At 52.4% G+C, this 26,756-nt stretch carries 30 protein-coding genes and 1 pseudogene; 9 read left to right on the plus strand and 22 right to left on the minus strand.

Annotated features, from left to right (window positions below; all coding sequences use genetic code 11):
- Positions 1–38: 38 nt before the first annotated feature.
- From JMJ16_RS10905 to JMJ16_RS10915, 3 genes and pseudogenes are all read right to left on the minus strand, one after another.
- On the minus strand, positions 39–989 hold the full coding sequence (locus JMJ16_RS10905; RefSeq protein WP_305068085.1) for an IS630 family transposase: 951 nt from the start codon (positions 987–989) through the stop codon (positions 39–41).
- A gap of 438 nt (positions 990–1,427) precedes the next feature.
- A pseudogene (locus JMJ16_RS10910) lies at positions 1,428–1,751 on the minus strand (transposase); the annotation flags it as partial.
- 121 nt (positions 1,752–1,872) lie between these two features.
- Positions 1,873–2,763, minus strand: coding sequence for an SDR family oxidoreductase (locus JMJ16_RS10915; protein WP_201381133.1), 891 nt, complete (start codon positions 2,761–2,763; stop codon positions 1,873–1,875).
- 146 nt (positions 2,764–2,909) lie between these two features.
- On the opposite strand from JMJ16_RS10915, the gene JMJ16_RS10920 reads away from it, so the two are divergent.
- The 3 genes from JMJ16_RS10920 to JMJ16_RS10925 all read left to right on the plus strand — a co-directional run bounded on the left by JMJ16_RS10920 (position 2,910) and on the right by JMJ16_RS10925 (position 5,031).
- Positions 2,910–3,362, plus strand: a complete 453-nt coding sequence (locus JMJ16_RS10920) for a MerR family transcriptional regulator (protein ID WP_201381135.1) — start codon at positions 2,910–2,912, stop codon at positions 3,360–3,362.
- A 668-nt stretch (positions 3,363–4,030) separates the two neighbouring features.
- Positions 4,031–4,183: a hypothetical protein gene (locus JMJ16_RS54005; protein WP_236601391.1), complete on the plus strand. Its 153-nt coding sequence runs from the start codon at positions 4,031–4,033 to the stop codon at positions 4,181–4,183.
- Between the two features lie 8 nt (positions 4,184–4,191).
- Positions 4,192–5,031, plus strand: a complete 840-nt coding sequence (locus JMJ16_RS10925; RefSeq protein WP_236601392.1) for an IS3 family transposase — start codon at positions 4,192–4,194, stop codon at positions 5,029–5,031.
- Positions 5,032–5,124: 93 nt separating this feature from the next.
- Here JMJ16_RS10925 and JMJ16_RS10930 read toward each other — a convergent pair whose 3' ends face one another.
- The 3 genes from JMJ16_RS10930 to JMJ16_RS10940 all read right to left on the minus strand — a co-directional run bounded on the left by JMJ16_RS10930 (position 5,125) and on the right by JMJ16_RS10940 (position 7,854).
- A complete protein-coding gene (locus JMJ16_RS10930) occupies positions 5,125–5,931 on the minus strand; it encodes a sensor histidine kinase KdpD (RefSeq protein WP_201381139.1) in 807 nt (268 codons plus the stop codon).
- Positions 5,901–7,355 (minus strand): PAS domain S-box protein, encoded by a 1,455-nt coding sequence (locus JMJ16_RS10935; protein WP_201381140.1) that lies wholly within the window; start codon positions 7,353–7,355, stop codon positions 5,901–5,903. Before JMJ16_RS10935 ends, JMJ16_RS10930 begins: the two co-directional genes overlap by 31 nt.
- Positions 7,356–7,557: 202 nt before the next feature.
- The gene (locus tag JMJ16_RS10940) at positions 7,558–7,854 is read right to left on the minus strand and encodes a hypothetical protein (protein ID WP_201381142.1); all 297 of its coding nucleotides are present in this window, start codon (positions 7,852–7,854) and stop codon (positions 7,558–7,560) included.
- A gap of 245 nt (positions 7,855–8,099) precedes the next feature.
- Here JMJ16_RS10940 and JMJ16_RS10945 point away from each other — a divergent pair, with 245 nt between their 5' ends.
- Positions 8,100–8,624, plus strand: coding sequence for a hypothetical protein (locus JMJ16_RS10945; protein WP_201381144.1), 525 nt, complete (start codon positions 8,100–8,102; stop codon positions 8,622–8,624).
- A 460-nt stretch (positions 8,625–9,084) separates the two neighbouring features.
- Here the strand turns inward: JMJ16_RS10945 and JMJ16_RS10950 are convergent, their stop codons facing one another.
- Positions 9,085–9,258, minus strand: a complete 174-nt coding sequence (locus tag JMJ16_RS10950) for a diguanylate cyclase (RefSeq protein WP_201381152.1) — start codon at positions 9,256–9,258, stop codon at positions 9,085–9,087.
- 183 nt (positions 9,259–9,441) lie between these two features.
- Positions 9,442–10,290 carry an FRG domain-containing protein gene (locus JMJ16_RS10955; RefSeq protein WP_201381153.1) on the minus strand — a complete coding sequence of 283 codons (849 nt, stop codon included), beginning with the start codon at positions 10,288–10,290 and terminating at the stop codon, positions 9,442–9,444.
- 241 nt (positions 10,291–10,531) lie between these two features.
- Here JMJ16_RS10955 and JMJ16_RS10960 point away from each other — a divergent pair, with 241 nt between their 5' ends.
- Complete coding sequence (locus JMJ16_RS10960; RefSeq protein WP_201381155.1) at positions 10,532–10,738, plus strand: hypothetical protein; 207 nt, start codon at positions 10,532–10,534, stop codon at positions 10,736–10,738.
- A gap of 365 nt (positions 10,739–11,103) precedes the next feature.
- Positions 11,104–11,553 carry a hypothetical protein gene (locus tag JMJ16_RS10965; protein WP_236601393.1) on the plus strand — a complete coding sequence of 150 codons (450 nt, stop codon included), beginning with the start codon at positions 11,104–11,106 and terminating at the stop codon, positions 11,551–11,553.
- Positions 11,554–11,687: 134 nt separating this feature from the next.
- Here JMJ16_RS10965 and JMJ16_RS10970 read toward each other — a convergent pair whose 3' ends face one another.
- The 6 genes from JMJ16_RS10970 to JMJ16_RS10990 all read right to left on the minus strand — a co-directional run bounded on the left by JMJ16_RS10970 (position 11,688) and on the right by JMJ16_RS10990 (position 19,328).
- Positions 11,688–12,647: an IS4 family transposase gene (locus JMJ16_RS10970; protein ID WP_236601394.1), complete on the minus strand. Its 960-nt coding sequence runs from the start codon at positions 12,645–12,647 to the stop codon at positions 11,688–11,690.
- Positions 12,568–13,005 (minus strand): transposase DNA-binding-containing protein, encoded by a 438-nt coding sequence (locus JMJ16_RS54010; RefSeq protein WP_236601395.1) that lies wholly within the window; start codon positions 13,003–13,005, stop codon positions 12,568–12,570. The genes JMJ16_RS10970 and JMJ16_RS54010 overlap by 80 nt, the downstream gene beginning before the upstream one ends.
- Positions 13,006–13,213: 208 nt before the next feature.
- A complete protein-coding gene (locus JMJ16_RS10975) occupies positions 13,214–14,080 on the minus strand; it encodes an alpha/beta hydrolase (RefSeq protein WP_201381157.1) in 867 nt (288 codons plus the stop codon).
- Positions 14,081–14,497: 417 nt separating this feature from the next.
- The gene (locus tag JMJ16_RS10980) at positions 14,498–15,733 is read right to left on the minus strand and encodes an oxalate decarboxylase family bicupin (RefSeq protein ID WP_236601396.1); all 1,236 of its coding nucleotides are present in this window, start codon (positions 15,731–15,733) and stop codon (positions 14,498–14,500) included.
- A gap of 67 nt (positions 15,734–15,800) precedes the next feature.
- Positions 15,801–16,223 (minus strand): ester cyclase, encoded by a 423-nt coding sequence (locus JMJ16_RS10985; RefSeq protein WP_201381159.1) that lies wholly within the window; start codon positions 16,221–16,223, stop codon positions 15,801–15,803.
- A gap of 225 nt (positions 16,224–16,448) precedes the next feature.
- Positions 16,449–19,328, minus strand: a complete 2,880-nt coding sequence (locus JMJ16_RS10990) for a LuxR C-terminal-related transcriptional regulator (protein WP_201381161.1) — start codon at positions 19,326–19,328, stop codon at positions 16,449–16,451.
- A 234-nt stretch (positions 19,329–19,562) separates the two neighbouring features.
- Between JMJ16_RS10990 and JMJ16_RS10995 the strand changes: the two genes are divergently transcribed.
- Together JMJ16_RS10995 and JMJ16_RS11000 are read left to right on the plus strand one after the other, a co-directional pair.
- Positions 19,563–19,982 (plus strand): hypothetical protein, encoded by a 420-nt coding sequence (locus JMJ16_RS10995; protein WP_201381163.1) that lies wholly within the window; start codon positions 19,563–19,565, stop codon positions 19,980–19,982.
- A 38-nt stretch (positions 19,983–20,020) separates the two neighbouring features.
- Complete coding sequence (locus JMJ16_RS11000) at positions 20,021–20,788, plus strand: IS6 family transposase (protein WP_201381165.1); 768 nt, start codon at positions 20,021–20,023, stop codon at positions 20,786–20,788.
- A 216-nt stretch (positions 20,789–21,004) separates the two neighbouring features.
- Here the strand turns inward: JMJ16_RS11000 and JMJ16_RS11005 are convergent, their stop codons facing one another.
- The 8 genes from JMJ16_RS11005 to JMJ16_RS11035 all read right to left on the minus strand — a co-directional run bounded on the left by JMJ16_RS11005 (position 21,005) and on the right by JMJ16_RS11035 (position 26,157).
- Entirely contained in the window at positions 21,005–21,688 is a 684-nt protein-coding gene (locus JMJ16_RS11005; protein ID WP_201381167.1) for a recombinase family protein, read from the minus strand.
- 126 nt (positions 21,689–21,814) lie between these two features.
- Positions 21,815–22,111, minus strand: coding sequence for a recombinase family protein (locus JMJ16_RS11010; protein WP_201382817.1), 297 nt, complete (start codon positions 22,109–22,111; stop codon positions 21,815–21,817).
- Between the two features lie 131 nt (positions 22,112–22,242).
- Positions 22,243–22,548, minus strand: a complete 306-nt coding sequence (locus tag JMJ16_RS56925) for a DUF5372 family protein (RefSeq protein ID WP_201382819.1) — start codon at positions 22,546–22,548, stop codon at positions 22,243–22,245.
- 468 nt (positions 22,549–23,016) lie between these two features.
- Positions 23,017–23,460, minus strand: coding sequence for a VOC family protein (locus JMJ16_RS11020; RefSeq protein ID WP_201381169.1), 444 nt, complete (start codon positions 23,458–23,460; stop codon positions 23,017–23,019).
- A 129-nt stretch (positions 23,461–23,589) separates the two neighbouring features.
- A complete protein-coding gene (locus JMJ16_RS11025; protein WP_236601397.1) occupies positions 23,590–24,252 on the minus strand; it encodes a helix-turn-helix domain-containing protein in 663 nt (220 codons plus the stop codon).
- Positions 24,253–24,819: 567 nt separating this feature from the next.
- Positions 24,820–25,074, minus strand: coding sequence for a hypothetical protein (locus JMJ16_RS54015; RefSeq protein ID WP_236601398.1), 255 nt, complete (start codon positions 25,072–25,074; stop codon positions 24,820–24,822).
- On the minus strand, positions 25,071–25,604 hold the full coding sequence (locus JMJ16_RS54020) for a transposase (protein WP_236601399.1): 534 nt from the start codon (positions 25,602–25,604) through the stop codon (positions 25,071–25,073). Before JMJ16_RS54020 ends, JMJ16_RS54015 begins: the two co-directional genes overlap by 4 nt.
- Before the next feature lie 145 nt (positions 25,605–25,749).
- Positions 25,750–26,157, minus strand: a complete 408-nt coding sequence (locus tag JMJ16_RS11035) for a helix-turn-helix domain-containing protein (protein ID WP_201381173.1) — start codon at positions 26,155–26,157, stop codon at positions 25,750–25,752.
- Between the two features lie 170 nt (positions 26,158–26,327).
- On the opposite strand from JMJ16_RS11035, the gene JMJ16_RS11040 reads away from it, so the two are divergent.
- The gene (locus JMJ16_RS11040; protein ID WP_201381175.1) at positions 26,328–26,726 is read left to right on the plus strand and encodes a hypothetical protein; all 399 of its coding nucleotides are present in this window, start codon (positions 26,328–26,330) and stop codon (positions 26,724–26,726) included.
- The last annotated feature ends 30 nt before the right edge of the window (positions 26,727–26,756 follow it).

Below are 26,756 nucleotides of genomic sequence, written 5' to 3' on the forward strand. Positions count from 1 at the left end.
GCCTCCTGGCTCACGCAACCTCCCTACTGCTACATTCCTCAAAGGCGGTAACAAAAGAGACGATGCAGGTGGCGCCGCGTTCTGGGAGGCCGACCCCAGATCCAGGGTTTGGCTCGGTGGTTGAGTTGGGCCGTAGCGACCTGCATCGCTCGCTCGATCTCATGAGCATTGGCAAAACTCTGGCCTGCGAAGGCATCACGTCGGAAGAGGCGCCACCACCCTTCTTGCAGATTGAGCCAACACGCTCCTTTGGGAAGAAAGAGGTGCTGGATGCGTGGATGGTCAGCAAGCCAGGTGCGAGTTTCCAGGCTGTTATGACTGCTCAGATGATCCGTGATAATGAAGATCTCCCCCGTTGGATTGTCTGCTTCGATGTCCTTGAGCAACTCGATGGAGTTCTTGGAATGACGCGTAGCCGCACATCTGGTCAATTCTTTGCCATCGCGGACCCGCAGGGCTCCATAGATCCACACCTTGTCATCACCACGACTGTATTCCAGGGGAGCTTTGATGCGATGCCCATCAGGCGACCACCCAGGGGCTGGCGCGAAGGTGCGCGGGGTTACCGGTCCGAGCTCATCGGCGCAGATGGTCGTCGATCCCGCTGGCGGTTGGGTGGAGTGGGTGACGACCGCAGTCCTTTTGGGACACGCGTCTTTGTCATCGCTGGTTCCCCAACTGTGAGTATGGCGCCAGCGCTTGCCTTCGCGGAGGTACATACGTCGGATCTGGCTCCGTTCGACCTGGATACCCGCGGCATGGGCAGAGTCGGTGAGGGCATTCAGGCTCCATTGGGCCGACCCTTCCTCATCTTGGGCATCCAGGGTTCCATCCGCATATCTTTCCAATTTCCCAGGGGGTGGTTGCTTCGCCAGGGCGAGAATCCGGCTGCGCTCCTGCTCAGTCAAACGCGGTTTGCGTCCTGCTCCTTCCCGCATCCCCAGGCCGTTGACCCCTTGCGCATTAAAGCGGTTCAGGTGGATGCACACGGTCCTGGGATGGCATCAGAGCGTGGTGGCGATCTCTTGCGGCGCCTTGCTTGCCCAACTCTCGACCACCATGTGGGCATGAAATTTCCAATCGGCTGGGGCATGAAGGCTCCTGGCGAGTTTGCGCACCTGGCGTTCTTCCTGCTTATCTTGTGCCGCTCGGGCTTGCACACGTTTGGGCATAGCTCTGCTCCTTTCTTGGTGACTTGCGTTCTTCTCTTTTAGCGTAGCACCAATGAGGAATAGAGCAGTAGCGGTTGCCTGCATCACCTTGAATCCAGGTTGCTCCAGGCAATGGATCTCTCGCCCTGACGCTTTTTTGGACCATGTAAAAATACCACCAGAGAATGGCAGGCAGCACAAAGAGCTCCAACGGTTCTCCACGCTGACCCCTGATCTGCTTCGCTTGGTTGATTGGCTCCAAACTACCCACTGCATTATTGCCCCATCCACTGACTGCCACTCCCACCCGATCCCTTGCACTTCATCATATTCCATGAGTCCAGCTCGCCAGAGTGCCTTAAAGAAGCCTTTCTGCTCCCATTCTTGAAAGCGATCGTTAACTGTGGAACTCGCTCCCAACTCCCGTGGTAAAGCATTCCATTGTATCCCCGTGCGTAAGACGTACATGATGGCTGCAAAAGCTTTGCGATTTTTCATCCGAGGTCTTCCTCCCTTGGCATGCGAGGGAACTGGCGGGATCAGTGACTTGACTTTCTCCCACCATGCTTCGCTTCCCTCCCATGGGTGCGTCCTTGCCATTAATTGCTTCCTCTTGTATCTTCCCAAAATGTGCATCAGAAGAGCCTCATGGCAAGAGGGACTCATCGCCACGCATCCGTGAAGCGCTTGCAACCCGTTTCGCTCCCAATCCCATCTCTGATTATCTTTCTGAAACGGGTTGGGAAAGCTCGTTTTGTTGGATCAACTCCTCAGAGACGTTCCAGAGCCGTTGGCGTACCTCCGCATCATAAGAATGCGTAGAAGAAGGGATCTGCTTGCAGTCGGAGAAGTACTTCCCACTCACCCTTTCAACCTCAGGTGAGGTCGCTAGGTAGAGCGTCGTCTGCGCCCCTTTCTCTTCAGATATACCAGTCAGGAAGTAGAGGACCTCCCCAAAGACATGTATAAGACCCTTTGTGCCGCCGTTGAAACCAGAGTGAACTCGACCAGGATGAAGCGCGTTAACTGTGACGTCTGCGTCCTTGAGCCGATCAGCCAATTCGTAGGTAAAGTAGATCTGTGCGAGCTTGGCCTGGTTATAGGCTTTCACGAAGTTATATTTTTGTGCCCCTTGCAGATCGGCAAAATCAATTTTTCCATGAGGATGCGCGTCTGAACTGACGTTGATGATGCGAGCCGGAGCGCTCGCTTTAAGCACATCCAGCAACAGCTCTGTCAGCAGAAAAGAGGCCAGGTAATTGACCGTAAAGGTCTGCTCCAACCCATCAGGTGTCGCTTTGCGCTCTCCATAAATACCTCCAGCATTATGGATCAGAACGTGAAGTTGAGCATATTTCTGTTTGAACTCGCTGGCCACGCGACGTACCTGCGAGAGATCTGAAAGGTCCGCGACGAGCAGCTCGACCTGGTCGTTCGAGCTTTCCTTTATGATCTCTGCCCGCACAGCTTCTCCTTTCGCACGATTGCGGCAGACCATCACCACGGTCGCGCCCATTTTGGCCAGTTCTCTGGCTGTGACTTTGCCAATGCCTGAACTACTGCCTGTCACCAGGCAAACTTTTCCTTGCATGCTCTTGTTATTCATGGTCATGGTTCCTATCTCCTGCTTGTTTGAAATGACGTGGAAGCCTCTCGGGCAAGCCCTGTTCCCTCTTCAAAGGCACTTGCCTCTTCCATGCTCAGAGTGTAAACTATAGAGCCGTGTCTATAGTCAAGTCGTTTTAGGAGAAGATTCCCATGCGCATCAAAGAATTAGAAGAAAAGACCGGTTTGACACGTCATACGATACGTTTTTATGAGAAACAAGGGTTCCTCAGGAAGCACGCTATCCGCCGCGAGGGAAACAATTATCGGGATTATTCCGAGGAGACGGTTCCTTATCTCCTGATGCTCAAAGCAGGTCAGGCAGCAGGGTTTACATTAGCAGAGCTCAAAGAACTCATCAGCGCAGATGAGGCGAATGAACTTTCTCTCCAAAGAAAAGTTGAGCTTCTTCGCTCGAAGATGAAGGAGATCGACAGAAAAAAAGCCGAATTAGACCAGATACAGGCGTACCTCGCATATAAGTTGACGTTGATCGATCCCGAAGCAAATGGAACTACTTGTGGCAATATTGGCACCATTCCCGAAATGCTGACAGGCCCTTTTTCCACCGTGTGGAATGTATGCTTGTGTAAATCAGCGAAATAAATGAGGGAAGAATTGAGGGAATGAGTGAGGGAAGCAAGGATGTTTGAGCGGAAAAAGAGTGAAAAAGATGGAGAAAGAGCGAGGAAAGGAGAGGAATCCCTCACGGAGCCTGCCAAAAAGAGGATCCTGGAGCGTGCAAAATAGGAGCAAAGTGAGCGATGGGTGTGCGAGGCAGGAGAGGGTCATTGGCGGAAGAACAGCGCAGGAGATGCTGAGTGGAATGGGTGTGTTGGGTTTGGTGAAGAGGCGTCTGGAGCGTATTGGCACCAGGACCTTAAAGAGTGTGCAAAAAAAACTCAAAGAAAGGGAAGAAGAGGATCGGCCTCTTTTTTTGCGGAGTAATTGGGGGGAAATCTGAAGAAGAACATGAGGGGTATGGAGGGGGAAGGGAAAGAGCAGAGAAAAGAGGGAACAAGAAGCAGCCTGGAGTGAACCCAAGGAGCCAGACCAAGAGTTGAGGAAGGCAGTGGTAGAGTGAGAAGAGAAGTCAAAAAAGGAGCCAACAGATGAGCGGAAGGGTTCACTCACGAGAATTGAAACTCAAGGTAGTGCGCCAATTAACAGCTGGTGAACGGCGTCCAGCCCAAGTCTGTCGAGAGTAGAATCTTGCGCCCAGTGTCATCTCGCGCTGGCAAAAAGAATACCAGTTGCATGGAGAAGCCGCCTTTGTGAGCAGGGGAGAAACTGAGCCATCTGCAGAGGAGAAAATTGCCGAATTGGAGCGCTTTTGTGGGCAGTTGGCGATGGAGAATGCCTTATTAAAAAAAGCCTTGGGCAAGCTCCCGTTGAGCAACGGCATGCCGTTGTTGAGCATGCTTTAGAGGAGCAGATGCCCTTCTCTCTTCGTCAGCTCTGCCAACTGATGCAGATCAATCGCGCATGGTACTCTGCCAAGCACCACAAGCCGGATGAAAGCTGGAAACAGGAAGAGCAGGTGGCATTGCGTGATGAGATCGAACAGATTGTCTTGGATTTTCCAGGCTATGGGTATCGTCGTGTGACGAAGGCATTACAGCGAGCAGGTCGGCATATCAACCATAAGCGGATCTTGCGTATCATGCGGGAAGAGTCCCTGTTGTGTCACTTAAAGCGGCATTTTGTGCGCACGACTGACTCGCATCATCCTTACCCGGTGTATCCCAACCTGGTCAATGGATACACGCCAGGCGCTCCCGATGTGATCTGGGTGGCGGACTTAACCTCCATCCGGCTCAGGAGCGAGTTTGTGTACCTGGCTTGCATTGTGGATGCCTCCTCTCAGCGGTGTGTCGGGTGGAACCTCTCACGCCGGATGGATGCCTTGTTGGTGCTTGGGGCCTTGGAAAACGCGCTGGCAACACGAGAGGTGAAACCAGGGCTGATCCATCATTCGGATCGTGGTGTGCAGTATGCTTGCACTGCCTCTGTGGAAAGGCTCCAGAGTGTGGGGATTCAGGTCAGTATGTCGGCTAAGGGCAACGCCTATGACAACGCCAAGGCGGAGAGCTTCTTCAAGACCTTAAAGCAGGAGGAGGTGTATCTCAAAGCCTATCAGACCTTTGAGGAGGCACACAGCAACATCGGCCAATTCCTTGACGATGTCTACAATACCAAGCGCTTGCATTCGAGCCTGGGATATCTGCCTCCCGCTGAATTTGAAGCAGCATATTATCAGCAGATGTTGCCTTGACTTACCTTCTGGTCTGCTATCAAGGGTTCGCTCCAGTAAATTGATCGCGCTCCCTTTCGGAAAAAAGGATCGTTCTTTCAAGACGTTGTTTGCCTACGTGATGATGGGCAACCTAAACCAGAACGTCGAGCCTTCTCCTGGCGCACTTTCCACGCCGACTTCGCCTTGATGTTGGGCAATGAGTGTCTGACAGATGTAGAGGCCCAGACCTAATCCTTTCCCCAAAACATCCGATTGAATAGGAGTGCTTTTGGCCTGGTGATAGCGCTGCCAGATCGCCTTCTGCGCTTCTGTTGTGAGACCTGGTCCCTGATCACGCACCCAGACGCGTACATGGTTCTCCTGAAGCGTCACGCCAATGACGACAGGCAGGCTTGGGCTCGAATAACGCAGGGCATTGGTCACATAGTTCGTGAGCACTTGGCGAATACGATCCTGATCGGCCAGCACTGTGATGGTGGCCTGTTCTGGAAGTTCGAGGTGCAACGTGCGCTCGGGAACCATCAGCCGCAGATCCGCAATCGTTGTCTTGACGATGCTGATCACATCACTGCGTTGCATCTCCAGTTGCAGAGTGTTTGTCTGAATCCGAGAAATATCCAGCAGGTCATTAATTAAACGGGTTTGGATATCGACCTGTCGAACTGCAGCCACAAGACGGTCCGAGAGCGTCTCAAGGAAGCTACACATCTCGGGTTCCAGTACGACACTGGCGGAGAGCAGACGTTGTTCCTTGCGTTGCAAAAGTTGAAACATCCCTTTAAGTGCAGTCAGTGGGGTTTTCAATTCATGGCCTGTCATACTCAAAAAGAACTGTGTTTGCCGTTCCCACTCCTTCTGGGCGGTGAGATCCAGGACAAATGCGAGAATCAATGAAGAGGAGGGATGTTCCGGGTGCATAAGGGTTCCCCCAGCCATGACGGGAACCTGCCTGCCTCCTTTTGTGTGATAAATCTTCTCATACGGCAGATACGTGCCGGTTGCGAACAGTTCTTCTCTGGCTTGCTTATCTCTCGCCCAGTACTCGCGGGAGTCACATCCTTCATGTGAAAGCCCGCCGTGGTCACATCCTCGCGCGTTGCGCCGATCAGCGAGAGGAAGTTGTCATTGGCCTCAAGAATGTTTCCCTCCTGATCGTGTACAATGATGCCGAGCAGATTCGCATCCACAAAATGGCGGAAGCATACTTCGCTTTCACGGAGATCCGCTTCTGCGCTTTTGCGCTCCGTGATATCCTGCATGGCGATTGAGAGACCAGCTAAGGCTGGGTAGGCATGGATTGCGGCCCATCTCTGTGCTTGCTGGAAGAAATACTCAAAATGGATTGGCTGTTGCGTCTCCATCGCGGTACGAAGATTGCGTTCAAAAGGGGTGCCGAGCAGTTCTGGCCTGATGTCCCACAAACGCTGGGCCAGCAACGCTTCTTCATTGAGGCCAATCAACTCTTGCGCTCGCTGATTCATATAGGTAAATCGCCATTCTCTATCGACATGAGCGAAGGTGTCCGTAATACTTTTGAGGATGGCTGTGACCCGCTCCTGCGTCTCCTTGAGTTCGGTAATATCCATGGCCGAACCGATCAAGCGACCGGACTGGTTGGGGACATCAGCGAGGTATTGTAATTGGCTGGTCATCCAGCGCAGGCTCCCATCAGGTCGGAGGACCTGGAACTGCTGTGAGCAGGTGAAATTCGCGGTGTGCGTCTGGGTGATGGCATTCTCAATCCGTGCGCGATCTTCAGGATGGACCAGAGCCAGAAAGGCGCCAAAGGTGACGGGAGCATCAGGCTGTAATCCATACAGTCGTTTCCATTGCTCGGTCGCCATGAAGTGCCGGGTGCTCAGATTATATTGCCACAAACCCACAGCAGATGTCTCCATTGCCAGGTGGATTTGGGCCTCATTCATCTGTTCCACTGTAATATCCATCCCACTCACCACGAGTTCGCACACCGTTCCCGCAACAGTGCAGACGGGAAACATGCGCAAGGACATGAGACGATAGATCCTGTCTTGGCGGCAAATGTGGCATTTGCTCTCAAGTGATTGGCCAGGATGAATGACGTGGGCAAGGAGTGCTTCCATACGGGGTCGATCGGCGGAATACACCGCCTCAAGCCATCCGCGTCCAGAAGCATCATGCTCTGTCTGGCCGGTAAAGGAGAGCCAACTGGAGGTAATGTCGTGCATCTTGCCTGTTGGCGTGAGTATCCAAAAGAGATCTGCGGTTCCCTGCATCACTGCCAGAAAGCGATCGGTGGGCACTGTTGATCGCTGCAGCAATGGCGTTTTCTCCTCAGGATCTGGAGTATGAGAGAGAGTCATAGTTTTTTGCTCCTGAGATGGACCCCCCTTTCAAAGCATGTGCTTCTCTGGTCTGATGCTTCTGAGTCCCTGGCAAGATGATTCCCTTTGACGATCTTAACAATGTTAGCAAACTCCGTCTTTTATCCACTTCTCAGTATAGTGATGCTCCAAAGTCAAGAGAAAGGCGTAGTCTTTGCTTGGGGTGTTCTCGCGCATCTGTTTACGCATCCTCGGCAAGCAAAGGGAGCTGCAACATCAAGAGTTGTCCTTTCCGCTTGTGTCGCGTGCGCGATCTATACGGTTTCGCGCGCAAGATGACATACCACTCCACCTGAGCCGCCTCCCAGAGGTCGAGTTGTGCACTCTGATACGGATGCTGAAAGAGTCTTGGATTCCCCACTCTCGCCAGGCTTCGCTCATCCGGTTGCCACTCCACGGAGTAGCGAGAAAGATGGGAGAAATCCTCACCCTTGCCGCGAGCAGAAGACGATTGAGGGAGAATGAGACATGCTCGCACGTCTCCACGTTTCGTCAGCGTGCATTCACCTGGAGGTCTTGCGCATTGGGGAAATGCAGCTTCCGTGAGGAGTTGTCAGGGAAGAGCGTCATTGTGTGGTGAACATCCGCGTTCCCCATAGGTGACCAGTGTTGTCCTCGCTCATCGAGCGGGTGTTTGCCAGCGGCAGAGGTTGGTTGCTATGAAGCCAGTAAAACCATGGCATATTATCTGGCAATCACGCCAATAATCGGTCAGATGACAGCATGGTCGAGTCGTTGCAGATGGATTGGCAGCTTTCTGATCCGAAAGAGGTGATGCTGTTGTTGGTGCGCCAGGCACGAGATCGGGAAAGGCAAGAAGCCCCCCTGCTTACCCTCTTGGAAGAATTGGAATGCAGTGGAGCTGTTGATCCTGTGGCGTATTTTCATCAGTTGGTGCGTCAAGATCGCTTGCAGCAAGGCATGTCTGAGGCCCTGGTTTCCTATGAGCGACTGCCATACTCTCATCTGGTGGGCATTCAAACCCCTGCAGCGAGAAGAGAACGCTGGCGTCGTGCGGTGTGGACCATTATGATGCATAATCGGGCCTGTGTTCGAAGTGAGGATCGCTGGTTCATTCACTACTGGGCGGTTTTAGCGCTTGCTGGTGGAGATCCCCTTGGTGTGGGTCGATATCTTGAGGAGCGATCTGAAGGGCTACGACGCCATCATGATCTCGTCGATATCTTGAGGAGCGATCTGAAGGGCTACGACGCCATCATGATCTCTATGAGGTTCACCCTACTATGAATCAGAAGGCCGTGTCTATCATCGATGCCCTTCATCGATGCCCTTCAGATTCCAGAAGATCCCATTCCTCCTGACGGAGAGACATTTTGGGCGCAAATTGATGAGCAGCGAGCTCTTTGAGTTCAACCGTGCCAGGATGCCTCTCTATTCTCCATATGGTGTATCCTGGTGTATTCCCGGCTCAAACGCACTTTTGATGACGGGAGCTGGGTTACTTCTGAGTTGGATCTTTTGAAGCTTTTCAAAGCTTTTCTCTCCACCTCTCCAGCTACCTGATATGAGTATAGAAAGGAAAAAAGAGACGGTAATCATCCAAATGTCGGAATATCTCACACTATGGCAATGAGGTGTATATTTGCCTGATATGGCTTTACTGGTCTGTTTAGGTCTCTCGTCCTTCTACAGGAGAAATATCTCTGATCTCTCCTGTAGAAGGACGAGAGAGGAGACGAAATGGCCGTCAGAGCATTTGATCAGGCAGGGTTGTCCGCGCGCCGGCCACGCAGACACCATCGCGCCCGGCCAACTTGGCCTGATACATCGCCTGATCCGCCTGGTCAATCAAGTGATTCGGTTGGGTCCCATGGACCCCATACGCAGCCACACCGATACTCGTGGTGACGCTGACCTCCATTGGCTGTTTGGGCTTGCATGGTAGTTAAGCTTATCCATTTTCAATCATGCGCCATTTTATGCTTACAAAAAACGCGTCGCTCCAGAAGCGGTTCCCGAAGGGCACGCACGGCTAGTAGGTTTGACCATATATAGGTATCATCTGGAGTGCGACCCTGGAGGCGCGCCTCGCAATGAAGCTTGGTTATAGAGTACTGGTCCGAGGTCCATAATACCTTCGCAACCAGCGGCAAAGCCCATCGAGGCCCGGATAGAGAATTCGTTCATTGATATTTGCCTGGTCCAGTTTATCACGAAGTTCCCATTTGATCTTGGCTGGAAGCACAATTTTATAACACAGCTCGGCATGCTCTTCGAGCCATTCATCGAGGATCGTTGTCGAACTCGTCATCACCGATAATAAAGAAAACTGGTTGATCACACGAGCATGCAATGAGGGTGGCTCAAAGAACATGATGAAATCACTCGCCTGCATACCACGGGTGCGAGAAACACGAAACTCATCTAAATTGGCTGCCACTTGCGTAAGCATATCCACCGTGAAGACGTCTGAAATACTTGCGCGAAGAATTGTTTGCAGCTGATCAGGAAGGAGCTTATGAGCTTTTGTGTAATCGACGCACCAGATGACCCCATCGACGGGAGGATGTTCATATTGCACATCCTCGGTCGCAAAATGCAACGCAATATAGGGGGAATAGGTCCAATCGAGCAATCGTGAGGGCAATCCATGGTGCCGTCCCATGATTAACCAGTTCCATATGCTGTTGCCAGTGGAACTCAGGACAAGACCAGGATTGGTGGAAACAACCATATCATACGCATATTTACGAAAGTTTTTGAGGAGTTGCGGCTCAAGCGTCTCATATGGGCCCCCCATTCGTTGGAGTGTCGTCAGGAGCCGAAATTTGGCGTTTGTAAGGCCACGAAAGGCGAGATGCGAGCGGTGACGTTCCAACCCTTGATCCCAGGAGTTTGCATAGAGCTCTTGTTGCACATCAAGCCAATCGCGGCACACACGCTCTTCAACCATTTCTCTGCCTTTCCACTTGCCTTCTTATACAGAGGGTGTTTCTTCACTTCTTTTGCTATCACGTTCGACCAAAGAGATGTTGTTTCAGGGAGGTGTTCTCGGAGAAGAGCGGATTTCATGTGGGAATGCGCCCTTCTCATCGTTTCGATGACGTCTATCCCTTGGCAATTTCTCCATACTAAACAAGAATGGAGCCGATTTCCACACAAAGCTTCGTTAGCCGCAAAGGAGCAAAGCGTGAATGGTTGCCAGTGGCATGGCGAGAGGAAACTTGAGGGGAGGACGCGCGATCCTAGCAATTCACCACTCGGTGCTCGCGACTCAAGCCGAACAGGGGGGTTCACAGCTTTGGAAAAATGCCTCCCGTCCGTTGCATGTACTCTCGATAGGCATCCCCAAATTGATCCATCATCATAGCCAGGCCAACTGGCTACCAGCCTGGCTGTGACGATGGCTCCCTTTCTCCACAATCGCTGCACACCCCCCTGGATAAGTTCGTGGAAAAGTGGGTTGCGTCGGGCCCTCTGGTTCAGGTATGCTTCGTAGGAACGAGCGTTCTTCCCTCTCTTGTGCCCGGCGTCGGCCCCTCTCTTTCTTCTTCGTCCTTGTTGTGCTTTGCGTATCAAAGGAGGGAACCACTATGCCTGCACCTCTCGAGGAGAAGGAGTCACGTCTGGCTCCACGCAGCCTTGTCGTGCGCCGCCGTCCGATGTCGTCACCAGGAAAAGCGCCAGCGGTCCAGACAGCGCGTGCTTCTCAGTTCGCCAAACCACGGGCGCAGCGCCTGAATCCAGCGAAGAGGTCCCGGAATTCTTGCGGGAGGCCGCGCCACAGCCAAAGATGTCCCGAGGAGGGAGCTGGCTCCTGCCTCTTGGGCTGGGGATGGTGTGTGCGCTGCTGCTCGCCCTCGCCGGGTCTGTGGTGGTCACCTGGAGTAGCACGTTCATGGACGATGTGCGCTATGGCTATCCGCGAACGACGCACGTCGACCACATCGTCGGCCATGAACTGGATCCACGCGTGCCAACTCACTTTACGGCTCTGAACCTCAGAGGCCAGGTGGTCATCTTTGAGGTGCCCGGCGGTGATCCAGAACACGCCCGACTCCTGCAAGGCCCTCATCTTGTTGGGACTGGCGCGGATCTGGCCCCGGTTCTGCTGACCTTCTCAGGCGATGCAACGCATCCTGATCTGGTGGTGACGGTCAATGGGTTGCAGGTGCTGTTTCACAACACAGGAACGAGCTATGCGCCAATGCGGTAGAGAAACGAGGACAATCGGCACCACACCAGCAGGGTATTGTACCTCACGGTCATCGTGGAGTGTGATGCCTTCGAAACGCACGTTTCCAGTTTCCTCTGTATCCCCATGCCTCAAGGCCTGATTCTTACCCACATCTACAAATGGAGGTGAAGAGCGAGATGCGCGCCCTCAAGAAGCGTTTGCAAGGAGAGCCAGCCTTTCCAGATGGTTCGCCATCCAGGAGGACCATCACGACGACGCGCCAGATAACCACCGAGCCGTGCCACTTCCGTCCAGAAGGTGCCCAGTGTCATGGTGGCAGGCGAGTGACCAGAGCGCTGGGCCAACACCGCAAGCATTAGAGGCTCAATCACCTCAGAAGCTGGGCGTTGTGGCGCTTCACGAGCGTAGGCACGCACCTGCAACAAGCGCACGGCAAGTGGAGACAACACCCCCAACAAGCGCATCAGAGCGTCAACCGTTTGCAATTGTCGTTCCTCGATGCGACACCCGCTTTTGAGGCATTGGTGATACTCCTCGACCAGCCAGCGTTGCCGATACCAGTCCACACGCTCCCGTGCTTGTTCGAGCGTCGTGGTGGGAACCGAGGTCAACAAGATCCATTCCAACGGTTTTTCACCTTCCGGAGCCAGTTCTTCCCAGACGCGGATGACCCAGACGGTCAAGGGGTCGTTGCTCGCTTGCGGCTCATGGCGTGGGGGCAAGAGGGTCATGTGTCCGAAGGCAAGCTGAACCTGGGTCGAACGCGCTTTGTGTCCATGCCGAGCTGGCACCTCCAGCGGACGGCTCTGCTGACTTGGAAAGGCGCGGGCGCGATCCAGAGAAGACGTGATCTCTTCCTCGTCCGCTTCCGTGCGCCGATTCTGAGCCGCTCGCACCAGAAAGTGCGTCTGGTTCGCTTGGCATGCGAGGAAAAACGGGAACATATCCGCGCCTCGATCCCCAACATGGACCCAAGTGCTTCCTGGCTTAGGCTTCCCAATGGCACCTACCTGGCGCATCCAGACATCGGTTTCACGCTCTTTGCGTTTGAGCCGTTGATGGCGTTGTTCCCCTTTGGGTGCTGCAATGCGCACAAAGGGTTCTTGAGCCATACAGCCAAGCACTTCCTTGGTAGGGGGACGCACAGCAAGCACTGTTTGCACGCGCGAAACCACGCCCACGTTCATTGCCAATTTGCCCCGTCCCACTGATCTTGTGGCGATGCGACAGATCGATATCGGTGGTATCTTGTACCAGCAACATCACTGCAGAGGATGCAGCTTGTTCCCTCGTCTGTTGAACATGCGGCTGCATCAAGGCAGCAAAGGTCACGTCTGGCTCGTTGAGCAAACGATACAAGGCTTTTGCCCCTTTCCAGTCGTGCATTTGAGCAGGCAGCGAACCCAGAGGGTTCTCCGCCAGGTTGCTGGCTGCCTGGATGGTGCGTCTCGTTCGGCGGCTATCGTGCAATTGGACGTTCCCAAAGGTGTGCTCGGCCCAACTCTTGGCGTCTCATACTTCTTGCGTCTTCATCCTTGATTCTATCACTTCCTAAATGTGGGTAAGAATCAGACATTTATGCATGGGGTATCTGACGCCGGAGTCCATGACTACTAAAGGTCGGCTTCTGCTAGTTGGCTTGTAGTGTTCATGCTTTGAGCAAGACGAGCAAATCGGTTCATGATTTCCCACAGTTGAGTCCTATTCGCTGAGAAATTGTGACAGTGAGCAGAAGCGGGCAAAATAAACGCCGTCCGCGAACAAGCATTGGGAAATACGACAATTCATCCCCTGGATCCTTCACTGAGTCTTCTTCCCCAAAAACCAAAAGCAGCGGAACCGTGATGTTTCTTGCCAGTTGAACTTGTTTCCCAGGTGTGAGCATGCCCTGCATCAATTGAAGAGGAACCGGTACGTTATAGGCATCATCAGCCGCAATTACTTCAGTCGGAGGTGGAAACGAACCGTGAAAGAAAGGGTAGAGGAATGGGCGTGGGACAGAGATATAACCCTCATCCACCATCCCCAACACCATATCCAGGTTAATGCCAATATCCCTGATTTGGCCGATATTGTTTCCCAGCAGCATCAGCGCATCGGCGCTGGCAAATGTACTCTGCGCCAGGTGTGAGATGTAAGCGCCCATGCTGTGTCCACACAGAATTGTGGTACTTTCTTGCTTTACCCGCCGTATTACCAGGTCTATGGCTTGAGCCATCATTTGCGGTGTTAGCTGACCCCCACTGATGGCAACGTTGCTCTCGCCTGTCCCTAACATATCGAGCGTTACCACAACATGTCCACGCTGGGCCAAGTAGAGCGCACAACTATAGGCATCGCGCTCGTATCCAGGGACAATAAGATCCCAGTAGCGACGGGTATAAGACCCACCGTGCACCAGGACAACGAGTATCCCGGCATGTTCCAATGACGATGCGGGAGCAAAGGTTGTTGCCACAACTCTTGCCTCTCCACTTAAATCATCAACCTGACCGGACAGGTCGATGTCATTTGTCGTGATATCAATTGTCTGAATATTCAACATCAGGAACAACTCCTTTTCTCATCATGGCTGTAAATTTGGAAATGAAACTGGTGGAATCTGTACAATTATTCTGGCGATGAGCTTTCTCAAAAACCCTGCTTTCTTGCACTCACTGGTCGAGTAATATGCAGGATCACTTGGGTGAAGCCAGCACTTTCCAGGGCCTCATTGTTCAGAGAACGTGTGGAACTCGGCATACGAGGCAGAATTCACTATTTCGACCGCAGACAGTTAGATTCTCATGCTGAGGTCAATAGGCAAAAACTTTTCCTTTCAATGGTCGCATTCCGTTGCTCCCTTGTTAGTCAAACAATTGTGGCGAGCAACAAATCTTGCTTCAATTAGGGCTCAGCCAGGTCGGCACCAGTCCGACCTGGCTGAGTCGAGAACACTATCCGAATCCGCATTTATGCTGAATTACATAATGATCGGCTTCGTCTTCTGTAGTGCATCCATCACCTGTTGAGGTACGTTGAGATCACCTTGCACCAATGCTGGTGGCGTCACTGCCATCCACTGATTGAGAGAAAAATCAGCATAGCGATCCGTTTTGAATATCTCCAGAAAGCGTAACGTTGCCTTGCCTATATTCTCGACATAGTGTCCCATATTCGCCTCCACATACCCAACATCCCCGGCCTGGTAGTCGAACGTAGCAGCGGTGCCAGCACCAGCAAAGACTGTCATGCGTCCATTGCCTGCGATATAGTACTGCCATTCATCTGCATTTGGATGCCAGTGCATCTCGCGCAAACCACCAGGCTCAACCTCCACTAATGCGGCCGCAATCGTCCTTGAGACGCCGAATTTGGTTGAATCAACGACCCTTACTTGGCCATGCGCTTTGCCCCGTGTTGGTGGCTGAGCCAGCATATGATACGTGAAGCTCTGTGGAGACGTCCCGTAGGGATCAGAGACCGGAGTTGCTGATGTGGGAACCTGGCCAGGGTAAATCCAGCGGGTGGATGGTGGAGCAAGATTCGCAAAATTGCTTTCCGGCACGCCAAAGTTTTTCGCCAGCACGTCTTTCGGCGTATGCGCGAACCAGTCGCTGAGCATGAAGGTTGAACCCGCAGAGAAACTACCGTCGTCAAATACCAGTAAGAATTCACAACCGCCCTGGAGTCCCTGAATCGAATGCGGAAAGCCAGCAGGGAAGTACCAGAGATCACCGACGCCAACGTTATCGACGAAGTTACGCCCCTGAGGGTCCAGGCAAGTGACCTGCGCTTTCCCATTCAGCATATAGGCCCATTCAGCCTGCACATGCCAGTGTAATTCGCGAACGGCACCCTCTTTGAGGCGCATCGTCACCCCTGCCACTGATGTTGAGACGGGCAGTTCCGTTACCGTTACCTGACGGGCCCAGCCGCCATTGGCAAGCCGGTTATGAGCATTGCCAAACGAAAACTTGAGGTTTGGCATAATGCCTGCATCAGTCGTAGGAGGAGCTAGCGTATCAGGGTTCATCTCATCGAGCGCTATATTCCGGGGGCCAGGATCTGTGGCACCAAGATTGCCCTCAATCGGCTCGGGAACTGACTCATCAGTCGGCGTCGATGTAGCATGAGCAACAGCGGGGACAGCGGTGACGCTGGCGACAGCGCCAGCAGCTGCCAGTGTTTGAAGAATTTTGCGTCTCGTCGTATCCATACTATCCTCTCTGCTTGATATCTATTAAATCTTCTAGAGACTTCTCGCCAAGCGGTTCTATCACATCCTACGCCTGGAGTGATACAATTCCCAGCTGTTGTAAAATATGTATTTCATCGGGGAGTCCCCAACGTTCGACGACCATGCCGTCGAGCACGCGTAGGACATTGATCTCTGTGTAAGAAATGCGTTTTCCAGTCGCAGGTATCCCCATGAACTCCCCTGTGTGCAGAAGCGACCACGCTGTCACATCAACGACTTTGTCTTCTTCCGCTATCTGATCCAAAATGGTAACATGCATCTGAGAGAAGGCTTGATGAAATGCTGGAAGCTTGAGCCCTTCGATATCAGGTGTCTGACCTGCAAGAGGGCGGTGATTGACGAATGAAGGGGCCAGAACCCTTTCCAGGGCCAGTTCATCTCCTTCGTTATATGCCTTAATAGCCTCATAAAAACCACGAGCGACCGCTTTATTGGCCTCCGTTAACATACTACGCTCCTTCTTGTTTGCTGCAGGTACGTCTCTTCTGTGCTTGCTTTTGAGAAAGCTCTTCCTCTTCTGAGTGTATTCGTGCGCAAGTCGTTTCGCATCTGTAAAACAACTGTAATTTTCTCAACATGTGGAAGGTAGATACGTAGGTAGAATAACGTACGGGGCATCTCACGCTGGTAGTATGTGGCGCGGAATGGAGGTACTGAGCGGAGACGGTTGGTACTAGATTAATTTTCTTTCTACAGCGTAGCGAGTTGCAGCGCTACGGGTGGAAACATGAATTTTGGGGTAAATCTTAATGAGATGAGCATTGACAGTACGAGGACTTATACAAAGGCGCTCAGCAATCTCTTTATCGGTGAGGCCTTTAGCAAGCAAACGAAGTATTTCCACTTGCCGTTGCGTTAATTGATCAGGATACATAGCCAGGTGGTATGAGGTACCGGGGGCAGACAAGGGAATGGAAGCGGTCTTTTGCTGAAGAGAGGTTTCGAGAGAAGAGGCCAGGAGGGCCTGTTTTGGAGTCATCGCGCGTCCTTGAGCCCATATCCTTGTCAAGGTCTCCTCGTTCATTTTAGCGCGGAGTTGCATTTTTACATCGTCAACGCGCCGCTGGTCCGCGTCTGAAATCAATCCCCAGCTTATTTCGCGCAATGTCTCTCCAGCACCTAGAAGGATGGCCGCCCACGTTTCTTGACCAATGATGGTCGCAATTGCGCCAACTTCTTCAAGACTTGTGGCAATTAAGAGATTTTCACCCAATTCAAGAGCTGTCAGAGATTTTTCTTTATAGATATGCAGCGCGGTTTCATATTCTTTCACGTGACAGACGATCTGCCCTAGAAAATCCAGTGCCTGGGCAATCGCGCGACGATCTCCCACCTCTTTTATGAGGGCAAGAGATTGCTCAAGTAATGTTCGGGCCCGCACGTAGTTATCTTGCGCCTGCGCCTCTCTCGCCACAAGTGCATATGCTTCAGCAAGATGCCAACGATCTCCCATTTCCTGAAGAATAGGAAAACTTTCTTCATAGTACGTCTTTACATTTTCGTCGTGTCCTTGCAGAAGCTCGCAAAATCCCATTGCATTCAGTGCGATAGCATACCCATGTCTCTCTCCAACTTCTCGGTAGAGCTTTAAGGATGCTTGTAAATGTTCTTTCATGGCTGCTGTGTGAAGCTGAAAAAAGGCTAATAGAGCAGCTGCGTAGTACGCTTTTGCTCTCACTGCTGCCGAGACCATTTCATCCTGGCATCGCTTCAATAGCTGCTCGATCTGCTGGTATCCCTCAGAGACATAGCCACGATACGACCAAAATCTCCATAGTGCTGCGGCGAGCTCAAGTGCGTTTTCGATTTCATTGCGTTCTACCAGCCAGGTGAAAACCGCACGGAAATTGTTCTGCTCCTGCTCGAGTATATCCAGCCCCTGTAGCTGTGCCGCGCCAATAAGCTGTGGCTCTATTTCTTTCGCAAGCTGGAGAAAATACGCAGTATATGCCTGTACTATAGCGTTCGTTTCCTCTTCAACATCGATACACTTTTGTCCATACGCGCGGATCACCTGCAGCATTCTAAAATGAGAGAGATCTGTTGGGCCCTCTGAAGGAGAAATCACGAGCCGATGATTCGTCAGTACAGCAAGCTCTTGCAATATATGGTGACGTTTCTCGCCAAGTCTCTCATAGAGATCTTCTAAGGCTTCCAACGTCGCTCCTCCAGAAAATATAGCCAGTCGCCGGAATAGACGCTGTTCCTGGGGCAGAAGAAGAGAATAGCTCCGATCAATTGTTTTGCTCCATGTACGCTGGTGTTCTGGAATATCTTGCTCTTCATTAACCAAAATATGTAATGGGTGTTGCTCTAAGTATTTCAGCAACATCCTGGGGGGGAAGAGTTGCATACCCGTTGTCGCAGCAAGTTCTATCGCCAAGGGAAGCCCGCCAAGATGAGCACAAATCTGCACGATGGGGCTCACGTTCTCTGCAGTAAGCTGAAACTGCGGGAGGTGTGTGCGTGTGCATGCAAGGAAGAGAGCAACAGCAGGGTTATGCGCAAGGGCTTCGGGGTCATACTTCTGTGCGGAGTTTGGGAGATCGAGCGGAGAGAGAGGAAATTGCTGTTCCCCACGCACGTTCAAACCTGCGCGGCTTGTCACTAGGATGGTAATTCCAGGACAGGCATCGAGAAGTCGAGGGAAGAATGAGGCTGCTGGACGGAGATGCTCAAAGGTATCAAGTAACAACAGCATCTGTGTCTTATGAAGAAAAGAACAGAGCGTTTCTAAATCAGAACTTGAAGGGACCTCGGTGATACCTAGTGCGTGAAGTATTGCTGATAGAACGAGGTTATGATCGAAGAGACTGTCAAGAAAAATGGGACAAACACCATCTGGAAAGGAAGACTGTAAAGCAGAGGCCACCTGCAAAGCGAACTGCGTTTTGCCAACTCCCACTGTTCCTACGATAGTAAACAGGCGGCTGCCTCTCAATGTAAACAATTCAAGGAAACGCTCAATATCACGTTGACGACCAATGAGCTTCTTCAATGGTCTCAGTATTTGCTTTGTACTTGTCTTATCGTTCGAATAGGGAATGTTCAGGCTAGGCGATAAACTGGCTTGAGGAAAAGAGACCTGGAGCGGGGAAAGCTCCTCAATAATGGCGCGACGAATGCCAGCAGCCACATCCGCAAGAGCTGCATCTCTATCTTGCCAATTCGTCATAGGAATAGCATTTGCAGGCAGTGGATGAAGACACGCAAAAGGTGCATCCTCCCAGTCCACAGGACGCACGACAATGGGAATGACGAACGTATCTCCTGCTTGCTGCCGCTCCAGCGCTCGTTTCATCTCAATACCACCATGGTAATTGGAGGCAAAAAAATCGGCACTCACGAGCAACAAAATGATGGAAGCTGTTTCCAGGTGGATATCAAACTCCTTGGTCCAATCCATCCCTGGAGTGATGAGCCGCTCATGCCACAATGAAATGAGTCCCTGCTGTCGGAAGACGCTAAGAGGTGTTTCCAGCAAGTGTAGCCAATTTTCATCTTCGCGCACATACGAGCAAAACACCTTAATGGGTATATCGTGGGCAGTCATCACATCTCGCATTTCCTCTATTCCCGCATCATTTACTATCAACGTAAGTATAGCACATGGATTGATGGTACTGGACAAAAACGGGGTAATTTCATATTCTTTTTTGTGTAACGTTTTTGTAACGTTGCTGCGCTATACTCAGGACAGTTCGGAGAACGATCATTCTGCTATGGAGAGCACTGTTGCGAAGGAGAGCTGCTCCTCCCCTGTGGGAAGTTCGGGAAAGGGAAATGCATGAGCAAACGTATGGCCTTCTGGCTGGCGTGGAGTGTATGGCTGCTGTGCCTGGGCATGGTGATTGCTACGCTGTTTTCGCAGATCAGACAAGAGCCTGCTGGTTGGTTTGGGGAGCTGTTTGATACCCTGGTTTTGCTCGCCTTTGCTACTGTTGGTGCGCTGATTGCCTCGCACCGTCCGGAGCACCCAATTGGCTGGCTCTTCTGTGCCAGTACGCTTTTGTGGACACTGGGCGTTGTGCTGGTAGAATATACTGTATCCGATTTCCTGGCAAATCCAGCGGTGAGCCCGCTGGAAGCATTAGCGGGCGCTATTGGTTTGTGGGCCAGGGCAATGGGCTGGTATATGATGCTCACCTATTTGCTCCTGCTTTTTCCCAATGGACATCTTCCGGCTGTGTTGCAAGAAGTAAGCTGATCTGCTAAAGTGAAGCGAAAAAAGCAAATGAGGACCCCATGACCGAGCAGAACCCGTTCAAATGGCGTCATTTCCAGGCAGAGATTATTCTCCTGTGTGTGCGCTGGTACCTGCAGCACGCACTCAGCTACCGCGACCTGGAAGAGATGATGTTCGAACGGGATCTGCATATCGATCACACCACGATCTTCCGTTGGGTTCAGCAGTATGCTCCGGAGATTGAAAAACGCTGTCGTCCACATCTGAAAGCCTGCAACGACTCCTGGAAAGTGGACGAGACGTACATCAAAGTGAAGAACATCTGGATGTATCTGTACCGGGCCGTGGATTCTGAGGGGAACACGCTCGAGTTTCTTTTGAGTCCAACCCGCGATGCCGAGGCGGCCAAACGCTTTTTTTGCAAAGCGCTCCATGTCACGATGACTTCACCACCTCAAACGCTTTCGAGCAAGGAGCGCGTAGCTTCGGCTGCCCCCACCATGTTTGTTCCTCGTGTGATCAACGTCGATAAAAATGCGGCATACCCCAAGGCCATTGTCGACCTGAAAGCAGCTGGAGTCCTGCCTGAACAAGTGGAATTGAGGCAAGTGAAATACCTCAACAATTTGGTCGAACAAGACCATCGCTTTATCAAACGGTTGACGAAGCCTGGGATGGGTTTCTTCTCGTTCGAGACAGCGAGGCGAACCCTCCAGGGCTTCGAGATCATGAACATGATACGCAAAGGGCAAGTGCAAGGGGTGGCCAAGGGGAACATTCCTGGGCAGGTCACTTTCATCGCCAGCCTGTTTGGAGTAGCCGTCTAAGCTGAACAGAAGCAAGCCTTCATGCCTTATCATTTCCTCCCAGCATTTTTGCAACACAGCCGCGTTCCGACCCTGTCGGGTGCACTGTCCTTCTCGCTGTCCCTTGCGAGGGTGAGCAGATCAACCCTCTCACGTTGCTCCGCAGGGACCTAGCGCGCCCCCAGCTCCGCTTCATATTGTGCACGCTCCACTTGCAGGTGGCGCAGGCGACGTGCTTCATCCGCGCTGGATGACCTTCTCTTGCACAGCCAGGGTCAAGGCCAGCGCCTCAGGAGTCACGCGCTCCAGGAGCGCCGCACCAATCGCGCTGTCAAGATCTCGCCCAGGTATGCGTTGACAGGGAGCGCGCCCCTGAGCAATGCTTTGGCTCTGACAGAGATAGTCTGGTATGATGCGCTGGCCTCCGCGCTGATGATAGCGCACCATCATCCGCTCACCGCAGCACCCATAGAGGAGAAGCCCCTGCAAGAGCGCTGGCCCCTCCCGCGGTGGTGAGAAGCGTTGGGGGAATACGCTTGACTGTTCAACGCAAGTTGCGACGCGTTCTCTCTCGAAGTCTTCCCACCTAATGTACCCTACATGAGCGTCGCGCACAAGGACCTTCCAGTCGGCACGAGGAACGTCCTGAATATGGAGCTTGCCATCGTCAGTTTTGGTAGTGCGGGTGCGCCCATAGACGTAGGCTCCTGCATAGGCTGGATGATGGAGGAGACGTAGCACATCATGGTGCTCAATCTCTGCCCAGGCGAGTTCTCCGCGATGCGCCCCACGACGCAGACGGCGCGGGAAAAGCAAATGCTGTTGGCGAAAGTGGCGGACCGTCGTAAAAGCTGACCCAGTGTGTGCAAAACTGCGAAAGACCTCGCGAATGCTCGCCTGCACGTGGCAGGTCCGGATCAAGCACCACAGCGTCTGTTTCGGTGTAGGTAAACCCGATGGGTAAGGTCAGTTTGAGGGCTCCTCGCCTCGCTTTGTTGAGAATGCTGCCTTGCAGGAGAGCGCGCAGCACAAAGAGTTCTGCTTCACTCATCGTCCCGCTTCTCGTCCGAGCAAGAGGCGGTCATTAAAGGTAGAGGGGTCGTAGAGACCCTCTTCATCCAAGATCAAGGTGTGGGTGAGCGCGCAGATTTCCAACAGATGATGCCAATCACTGGAGTTGCGCGCGAGCCGAGAGACCTCCAGCCCTAAGACCAACCCGACCTGTCCGAGCCCGACTTCAGCCACCAGGCGCTGGAAGCCCAGGCGGTCAACTGTTGAGGCGCCTGAATACCCCAGACCTTGGTCGATCACCATGATGCGCTCCTCGATCCAACCAAGTGCCAGCGCACGTTCGCGGAGCGCATACTGGCGAGCAGTACTTTCGGTATTCTCAAAGACGCGGTTTTAGCGTACTTTGCCGCACATACAGACATGCCAGGCGGCTCAGATGGTAAGCGGTGACCTGCTGCATCATCTTACTGATCCTCCTTCTGGTGTGCCGGGAGAACGTTGAGCATCTGGTTGAGAGGTCCTATGTCTTCAAAACGAAGCACTGTTTTCCCAGCTGCAATAACCAGAAAGGGATCAGGAGGAGCAAGACTCGTCCAGGCCAGGGGCAACGAGCGGATCTGATGGGTCTGCGGATCAGCAAAGAAGACGCGCTCCTCTCCCCAGGCTCGGCTTTGCGAGAGCAGGGGAAAGCTATGGCCACTGAGGGGATGGAAGGGATGGGTAATGGTAAAGCAATGTTCACCATTCGTGTTATTAGGTGTAGTTGACAGTTCGTTTAAATGGCCTCGTCGAGGGTCATGTCCATCGGCTCAAACTCATCAAACGTCAGGGCTATGGCCGAGCCTCCTTCCCCCTCCTCCGCCAACGGCTTCTCTACCAAGCAGTGTAGAAATTCTTCAGTTTTTCTTCTTTCCTCTCAGCAAAAAGCCATCTCTAAACAAGCAGACGGTATTCATCAAAGTTGACGGAGTTCCATATCTTCGCCCGAATTCAAAAATGACTCATAAACCTGACCGAAAAAGTCGCACGCCAAAACTCCCGAAATTTCTTCCACAAATCCACGTTTCACACCTTAATCTGGCGAGAAAATGCGTCAACACCTTGTTTTTGGTCCCAAAATTGGGTATGCTTTCCCGAACTAGACGAACAATCAGCAGAGTCTGCTAAGCGGGTGATAAGCGAAGTTCGGGTATGGCACACCAGGTCATACCCGAACTTCGCTTATCACGTTAGTATCCCTATGCTTCTAGAAGATCTTTTATGATAATCTTCTTCATTTTAAGCATTGCTTGCATGGCTCTACCAGCTTTCTCAGGGTCCTTGTTTTGAAGTGCTTCGCTTAAGGCGTCAGGCACGATTTGCCAGGACAAACCATATTTATCTTTCAGCCAGCCACATTGCCCTTCTTCTCCGCCTGTGGAAAGCTTCTCCCACAACTCATTTACCTCTTCCTGAGTCTGACACTTCACGAAAAACGAGATGGCCTCAGTGAAAGCAAATTGCGGGCCACCATTTAACGCCAAGAAATCTTGCCCTTCAAGCTGAAACATCACTGACATAACCGTTCCGTCCGGGCCAGGCGTGATGCTCACTACTTTGGCATCTTTAAAAAGAGACGTATAAAAATGCGCAGCCTCTTCCGCTTGATTGTCGAACCATAAGAATGGGGTGATTTTTTGCATAGCATCTCCTTCGAATAATTGTCTGTCCTGCGTTTTCTTTCCAGAAAAGCTTCCTGGAACTGAGCAAAGATGACCGTCATCTCTGTCGTCCTTCCGTAGAATACCCTAACCGGAGGATGGAGTCTTGTATCAAATGGCAAGTTTCTCTGATTTACACCTACGGGTAATTTGTGCAGGAGTCTGTCCGATCCATTGTTTCAGTGATCTGGTTAGATGCGGCTGGTCGAAATAGCCAGCCTCGTGAACAGTATCAAGGATAGATGTGCCCTGCAATAGGAGCGCCTCCGCCCGCTTAGCACGTTCGGCCTGGCGAATCTGGCTTTGGGTCAATCCGGTTGCTTGTAAAAAACGATGCCGTATTGTACGGGATGACATCTCTTGCGGGCGGTCTTGTAGCACCGCATTCACAAGTGGATCACGAGCCAGCACATCCTTACGCACAAGCCTATCTATAAACGTATCTACATTTTCGTAATTCGGAAACTGCCACGTCGAGCCATGCAGCCAGAAAGATCGTCCAGAGGCTTCTGGAAGGCTGGTCTGGGCCTCCAGGAGTTTCCTTGTGGGAAGATGGGGCATAAATGTGCCAAGTTGAAACTTGACCCAAATAATCTCAGCTCCTTCTGTGTAAGATACAATGCCAGATGTCGTCAAAGGTCCAGCGACTATGACCTGGGTCTTGCCATTGTATTTTACGAAGACCATGTGCCAATGCGTCTCTGCGGGACGGAGAGAAGAACCATTACCCTCCGTTCGCCCATGCGTAATGGTTTCTACATAAGGTGAGTCCAATAGTCTTTCCTCATAAATAAAGCCCATGCTTCTGCTCCTCATCTCTCTGAACTTACATTACCTATCAGAATGAAGTAACGCCTTCTTATTTGAGTGAAAGCAGCTACACATTCCTCGGCATTGAGAACCTTCAAGAAAATACCAGGTGTATGGTGCCATTAATGTATATTTCCAAAACGCCATGAGCATTATGGAAAAGCAGGGAAGAAAAGGAAACCAGGCTCAAAACTCGGAAGATGAATTCGCCTGTCAGTGTCTTTCTGACGTTTCGCCTCACGATTGCGGTGCAGCTGAAGGGCTCGGGGATCAAGCCGGAGGAGTGCGTCCCTGAGCCCTATTGTATTGTTTTCCGACCTCGACTCTCGCAAGAGTACTTGAGATTGCAAAAAACAAGCATTCAAGTAAAAAGCAAACGTATAGGCACAAGAGCATGAGCGCGAAAAACGAGGAAAAGGTCAACCAGGGAGGGAGAAAATCAGGCGAGCAAGCGATGGAGAGGAAGCGAGCAAGCAGAAAAGCGGACAGCATCACCCTCGACGAAGCAACTCCCGCAAGCAACTACACAGATTATCGAGCTTGGAGGTGTCGCCGTCGCAGGTTCATCAAGCGTTGTCGTTCCTCTGAACGGGCACGCTCTTCCATCAAGGCAATGTAGTCATCCAGTGGCATCCGTTGGCCTTGCAGCCCTTTGATAGGAAGTTGCTTGATGATGCTCTCATGCTGCAGGACTTCGAAGCAACGCGAAGCCGCATTGACATTCAAGGTGATTAACTGCCCAGCCAGTGCTTGCTTGATGGAATAGTCGGCCCCATCAACGCTCACGCGGCCGTCTGATTTGACGCGTCGCGCGTAGGTCCGCCCGTGGACTGCTTGCAACCAGGCATCCGGGTCGACGACGGCTGGAAGCGCGGGTAAGGTGGGCAAAACAGGATGCGCCTGGCTGGGAGGACGATTGCGACAACTGTGCCCTGATGAGGGCGCTGGGTGTTGTAGAAATGCTCAAAGGCCTCGGTGAGGCTGCGAACCTCTTCGAGCGTCCCAGGACGATGCACGAACAGACATTCTTCCTTGTAGGTCCGATGATAGCGCTCCACATAGCAGTTGAGTTCTGGATGGCGGGGAGGCAAGACGTTGGGCTGCACACCGACACACAAGAGAAATTGGCACAGGGCGGAGGGAAAATCGCGCGCCGTTGCACTGCCCACCCAACGGGGATCGCGGTCAACGGTCAAGATGCTGGGACACCCATAGCGACGCAAGAAGGAGACAACCGCTTGGAACGCCGTTTCTGCGTGGAAGTCTTCATGGACCTGTGCGTCAAGCAAGATGGAGGTGCCTGCGTCGACCCGCATTGCAGGCTTCGATCACATGCTGTCGCGCGGGCATCAGGATCATGCAGATCGGCAGGAACGGTGGAAACATCTTTAAAGTCGAGTTGCACTTCTTCCCGCGTGAGCTCTTGGCAGACGCGGAGAGCGCTGACGGGGAGGATCGCGCTCAATAGCTCCCGCAGCATCCAGGATACGCCAGATGGTACGTGTCGAACGAGGCAAGCGGACTGCTTTTGCCTGCAAGGCGCGCATCTCGTTGCAGATAATACAGGATTGCCAATGGCCCAGGCGTGCGCTGGAACAGCTCCGGGGGAGACTGGCGGATCGAAAGCACCCGCTCTTTGACCTCGGTGTCAATGCGAGGCGGGTGATGATGAGGAGCACGAGAGCGGGAAAAGAAGATGGAAGCATCAAGCGTTCTCTGGGCTTTGGCCTCTCGAAACCGCTGTCGCCAGGTACACACCATGCTCTGAGAGCAGCCGACCGCATCAGCAGACTGTTGGAGGGTCCACTCAGGATGCTGCTGTAGCAGGTGGAAGAGGTGAGCACGCTTTCCAACATATTCGACTTCCATAGCATTGCCTTTCTCAGAAGTGGAGGGCAGAGGAAACGATCACCTATCCTGGAGTATACATGACGAAAAGGAAGGGAATCGAGCAAACGAGCAGGCTCTCTTTTGCTGATTGCTTGCTTGATTGAAGCAAACAAGTAAGCGAAATTACACTGTTTGTTTGCTTTTAGCAAGTGAGCAGCCAATACATTCACAGATTACTTGCTTTCACGATCTTAAGTACTCTCACAAGAGTCGAGGTCGGAAAACAATACACCTATCGTTCCCGGCTTGGTGGCCACGAGTACACACAATTCCCTTCTTCTTTTGAGAAGGGGTGGTCGTGTGAGCACATCCCATTTAACCAGGTTGAAGAGTGCCTGAGCATCCTGGGGACGACGCTGGACGACTGGACCTTCCAATCCGAGCCTCTGTGGCTTCCATCGAGGAGTGATGATGGGCTGTGCCTCGCCTTTTTGGAATTGATCAAGGCGCACGAGGGCTACAAGGTTTTTGTGAACCTTGAGCCTCAACTCCATCGAGAGCAGTTCGAGCCGATCGCCGATGTGTTTTTTGTCCCTGTCTACGCGTAGGTGATGGAGTATCAGGGAAGCGCAGCGCGG

This window comes from Ktedonobacter sp. SOSP1-52 (assembly GCF_016587395.1).

Excerpts from the sequence above, each read along its gene's own strand:
- JMJ16_RS10950 (WP_201381152.1), bottom strand. The coding sequence starts at position 9,258 with ATGGAGGTCAGCGTCACCACGAGTATCGGTGTGGCTGCGTATGGGGTC.
- JMJ16_RS11020 (WP_201381169.1), bottom strand. The coding sequence starts at position 23,460 with ATGCAAAAAATCACCCCATTCTTATGGTTCGACAATCAAGCGGAAGAG.
- JMJ16_RS11035 (WP_201381173.1), bottom strand. The coding sequence starts at position 26,157 with ATGGAAGTCGAATATGTTGGAAAGCGTGCTCACCTCTTCCACCTGCTA.
- JMJ16_RS10960 (WP_201381155.1), top strand. The coding sequence starts at position 10,532 with ATGGTTGCCAGTGGCATGGCGAGAGGAAACTTGAGGGGAGGACGCGCG.
- JMJ16_RS10990 (WP_201381161.1), bottom strand. The coding sequence starts at position 19,328 with ATGACTGCCCACGATATACCCATTAAGGTGTTTTGCTCGTATGTGCGC.
- JMJ16_RS10970 (WP_236601394.1), bottom strand. The coding sequence starts at position 12,647 with ATGGCTCAAGAACCCTTTGTGCGCATTGCAGCACCCAAAGGGGAACAA.
- JMJ16_RS10920 (WP_201381135.1), top strand. The coding sequence starts at position 2,910 with ATGCGCATCAAAGAATTAGAAGAAAAGACCGGTTTGACACGTCATACG.
- JMJ16_RS10975 (WP_201381157.1), bottom strand. The coding sequence starts at position 14,080 with ATGTTGAATATTCAGACAATTGATATCACGACAAATGACATCGACCTG.
- JMJ16_RS10955 (WP_201381153.1), bottom strand. The coding sequence starts at position 10,290 with ATGGTTGAAGAGCGTGTGTGCCGCGATTGGCTTGATGTGCAACAAGAG.
- JMJ16_RS10930 (WP_201381139.1), bottom strand. The coding sequence starts at position 5,931 with ATGCACCCGGAACATCCCTCCTCTTCATTGATTCTCGCATTTGTCCTG.
- JMJ16_RS10915 (WP_201381133.1), bottom strand. The coding sequence starts at position 2,763 with ATGACCATGAATAACAAGAGCATGCAAGGAAAAGTTTGCCTGGTGACA.
- JMJ16_RS11000 (WP_201381165.1), top strand. The coding sequence starts at position 20,021 with ATGACCGAGCAGAACCCGTTCAAATGGCGTCATTTCCAGGCAGAGATT.
- JMJ16_RS10995 (WP_201381163.1), top strand. The coding sequence starts at position 19,563 with ATGAGCAAACGTATGGCCTTCTGGCTGGCGTGGAGTGTATGGCTGCTG.
- JMJ16_RS54020 (WP_236601399.1), bottom strand. The coding sequence starts at position 25,604 with ATGCGGGTCGACGCAGGCACCTCCATCTTGCTTGACGCACAGGTCCAT.
- JMJ16_RS10985 (WP_201381159.1), bottom strand. The coding sequence starts at position 16,223 with ATGTTAACGGAGGCCAATAAAGCGGTCGCTCGTGGTTTTTATGAGGCT.
- JMJ16_RS10945 (WP_201381144.1), top strand. The coding sequence starts at position 8,100 with ATGGTCGAGTCGTTGCAGATGGATTGGCAGCTTTCTGATCCGAAAGAG.
- JMJ16_RS10925 (WP_236601392.1), top strand. The coding sequence starts at position 4,192 with ATGCCCTTCTCTCTTCGTCAGCTCTGCCAACTGATGCAGATCAATCGC.
- JMJ16_RS10980 (WP_236601396.1), bottom strand. The coding sequence starts at position 15,733 with ATGGATACGACGAGACGCAAAATTCTTCAAACACTGGCAGCTGCTGGC.
- JMJ16_RS10935 (WP_201381140.1), bottom strand. The coding sequence starts at position 7,355 with ATGACTCTCTCTCATACTCCAGATCCTGAGGAGAAAACGCCATTGCTG.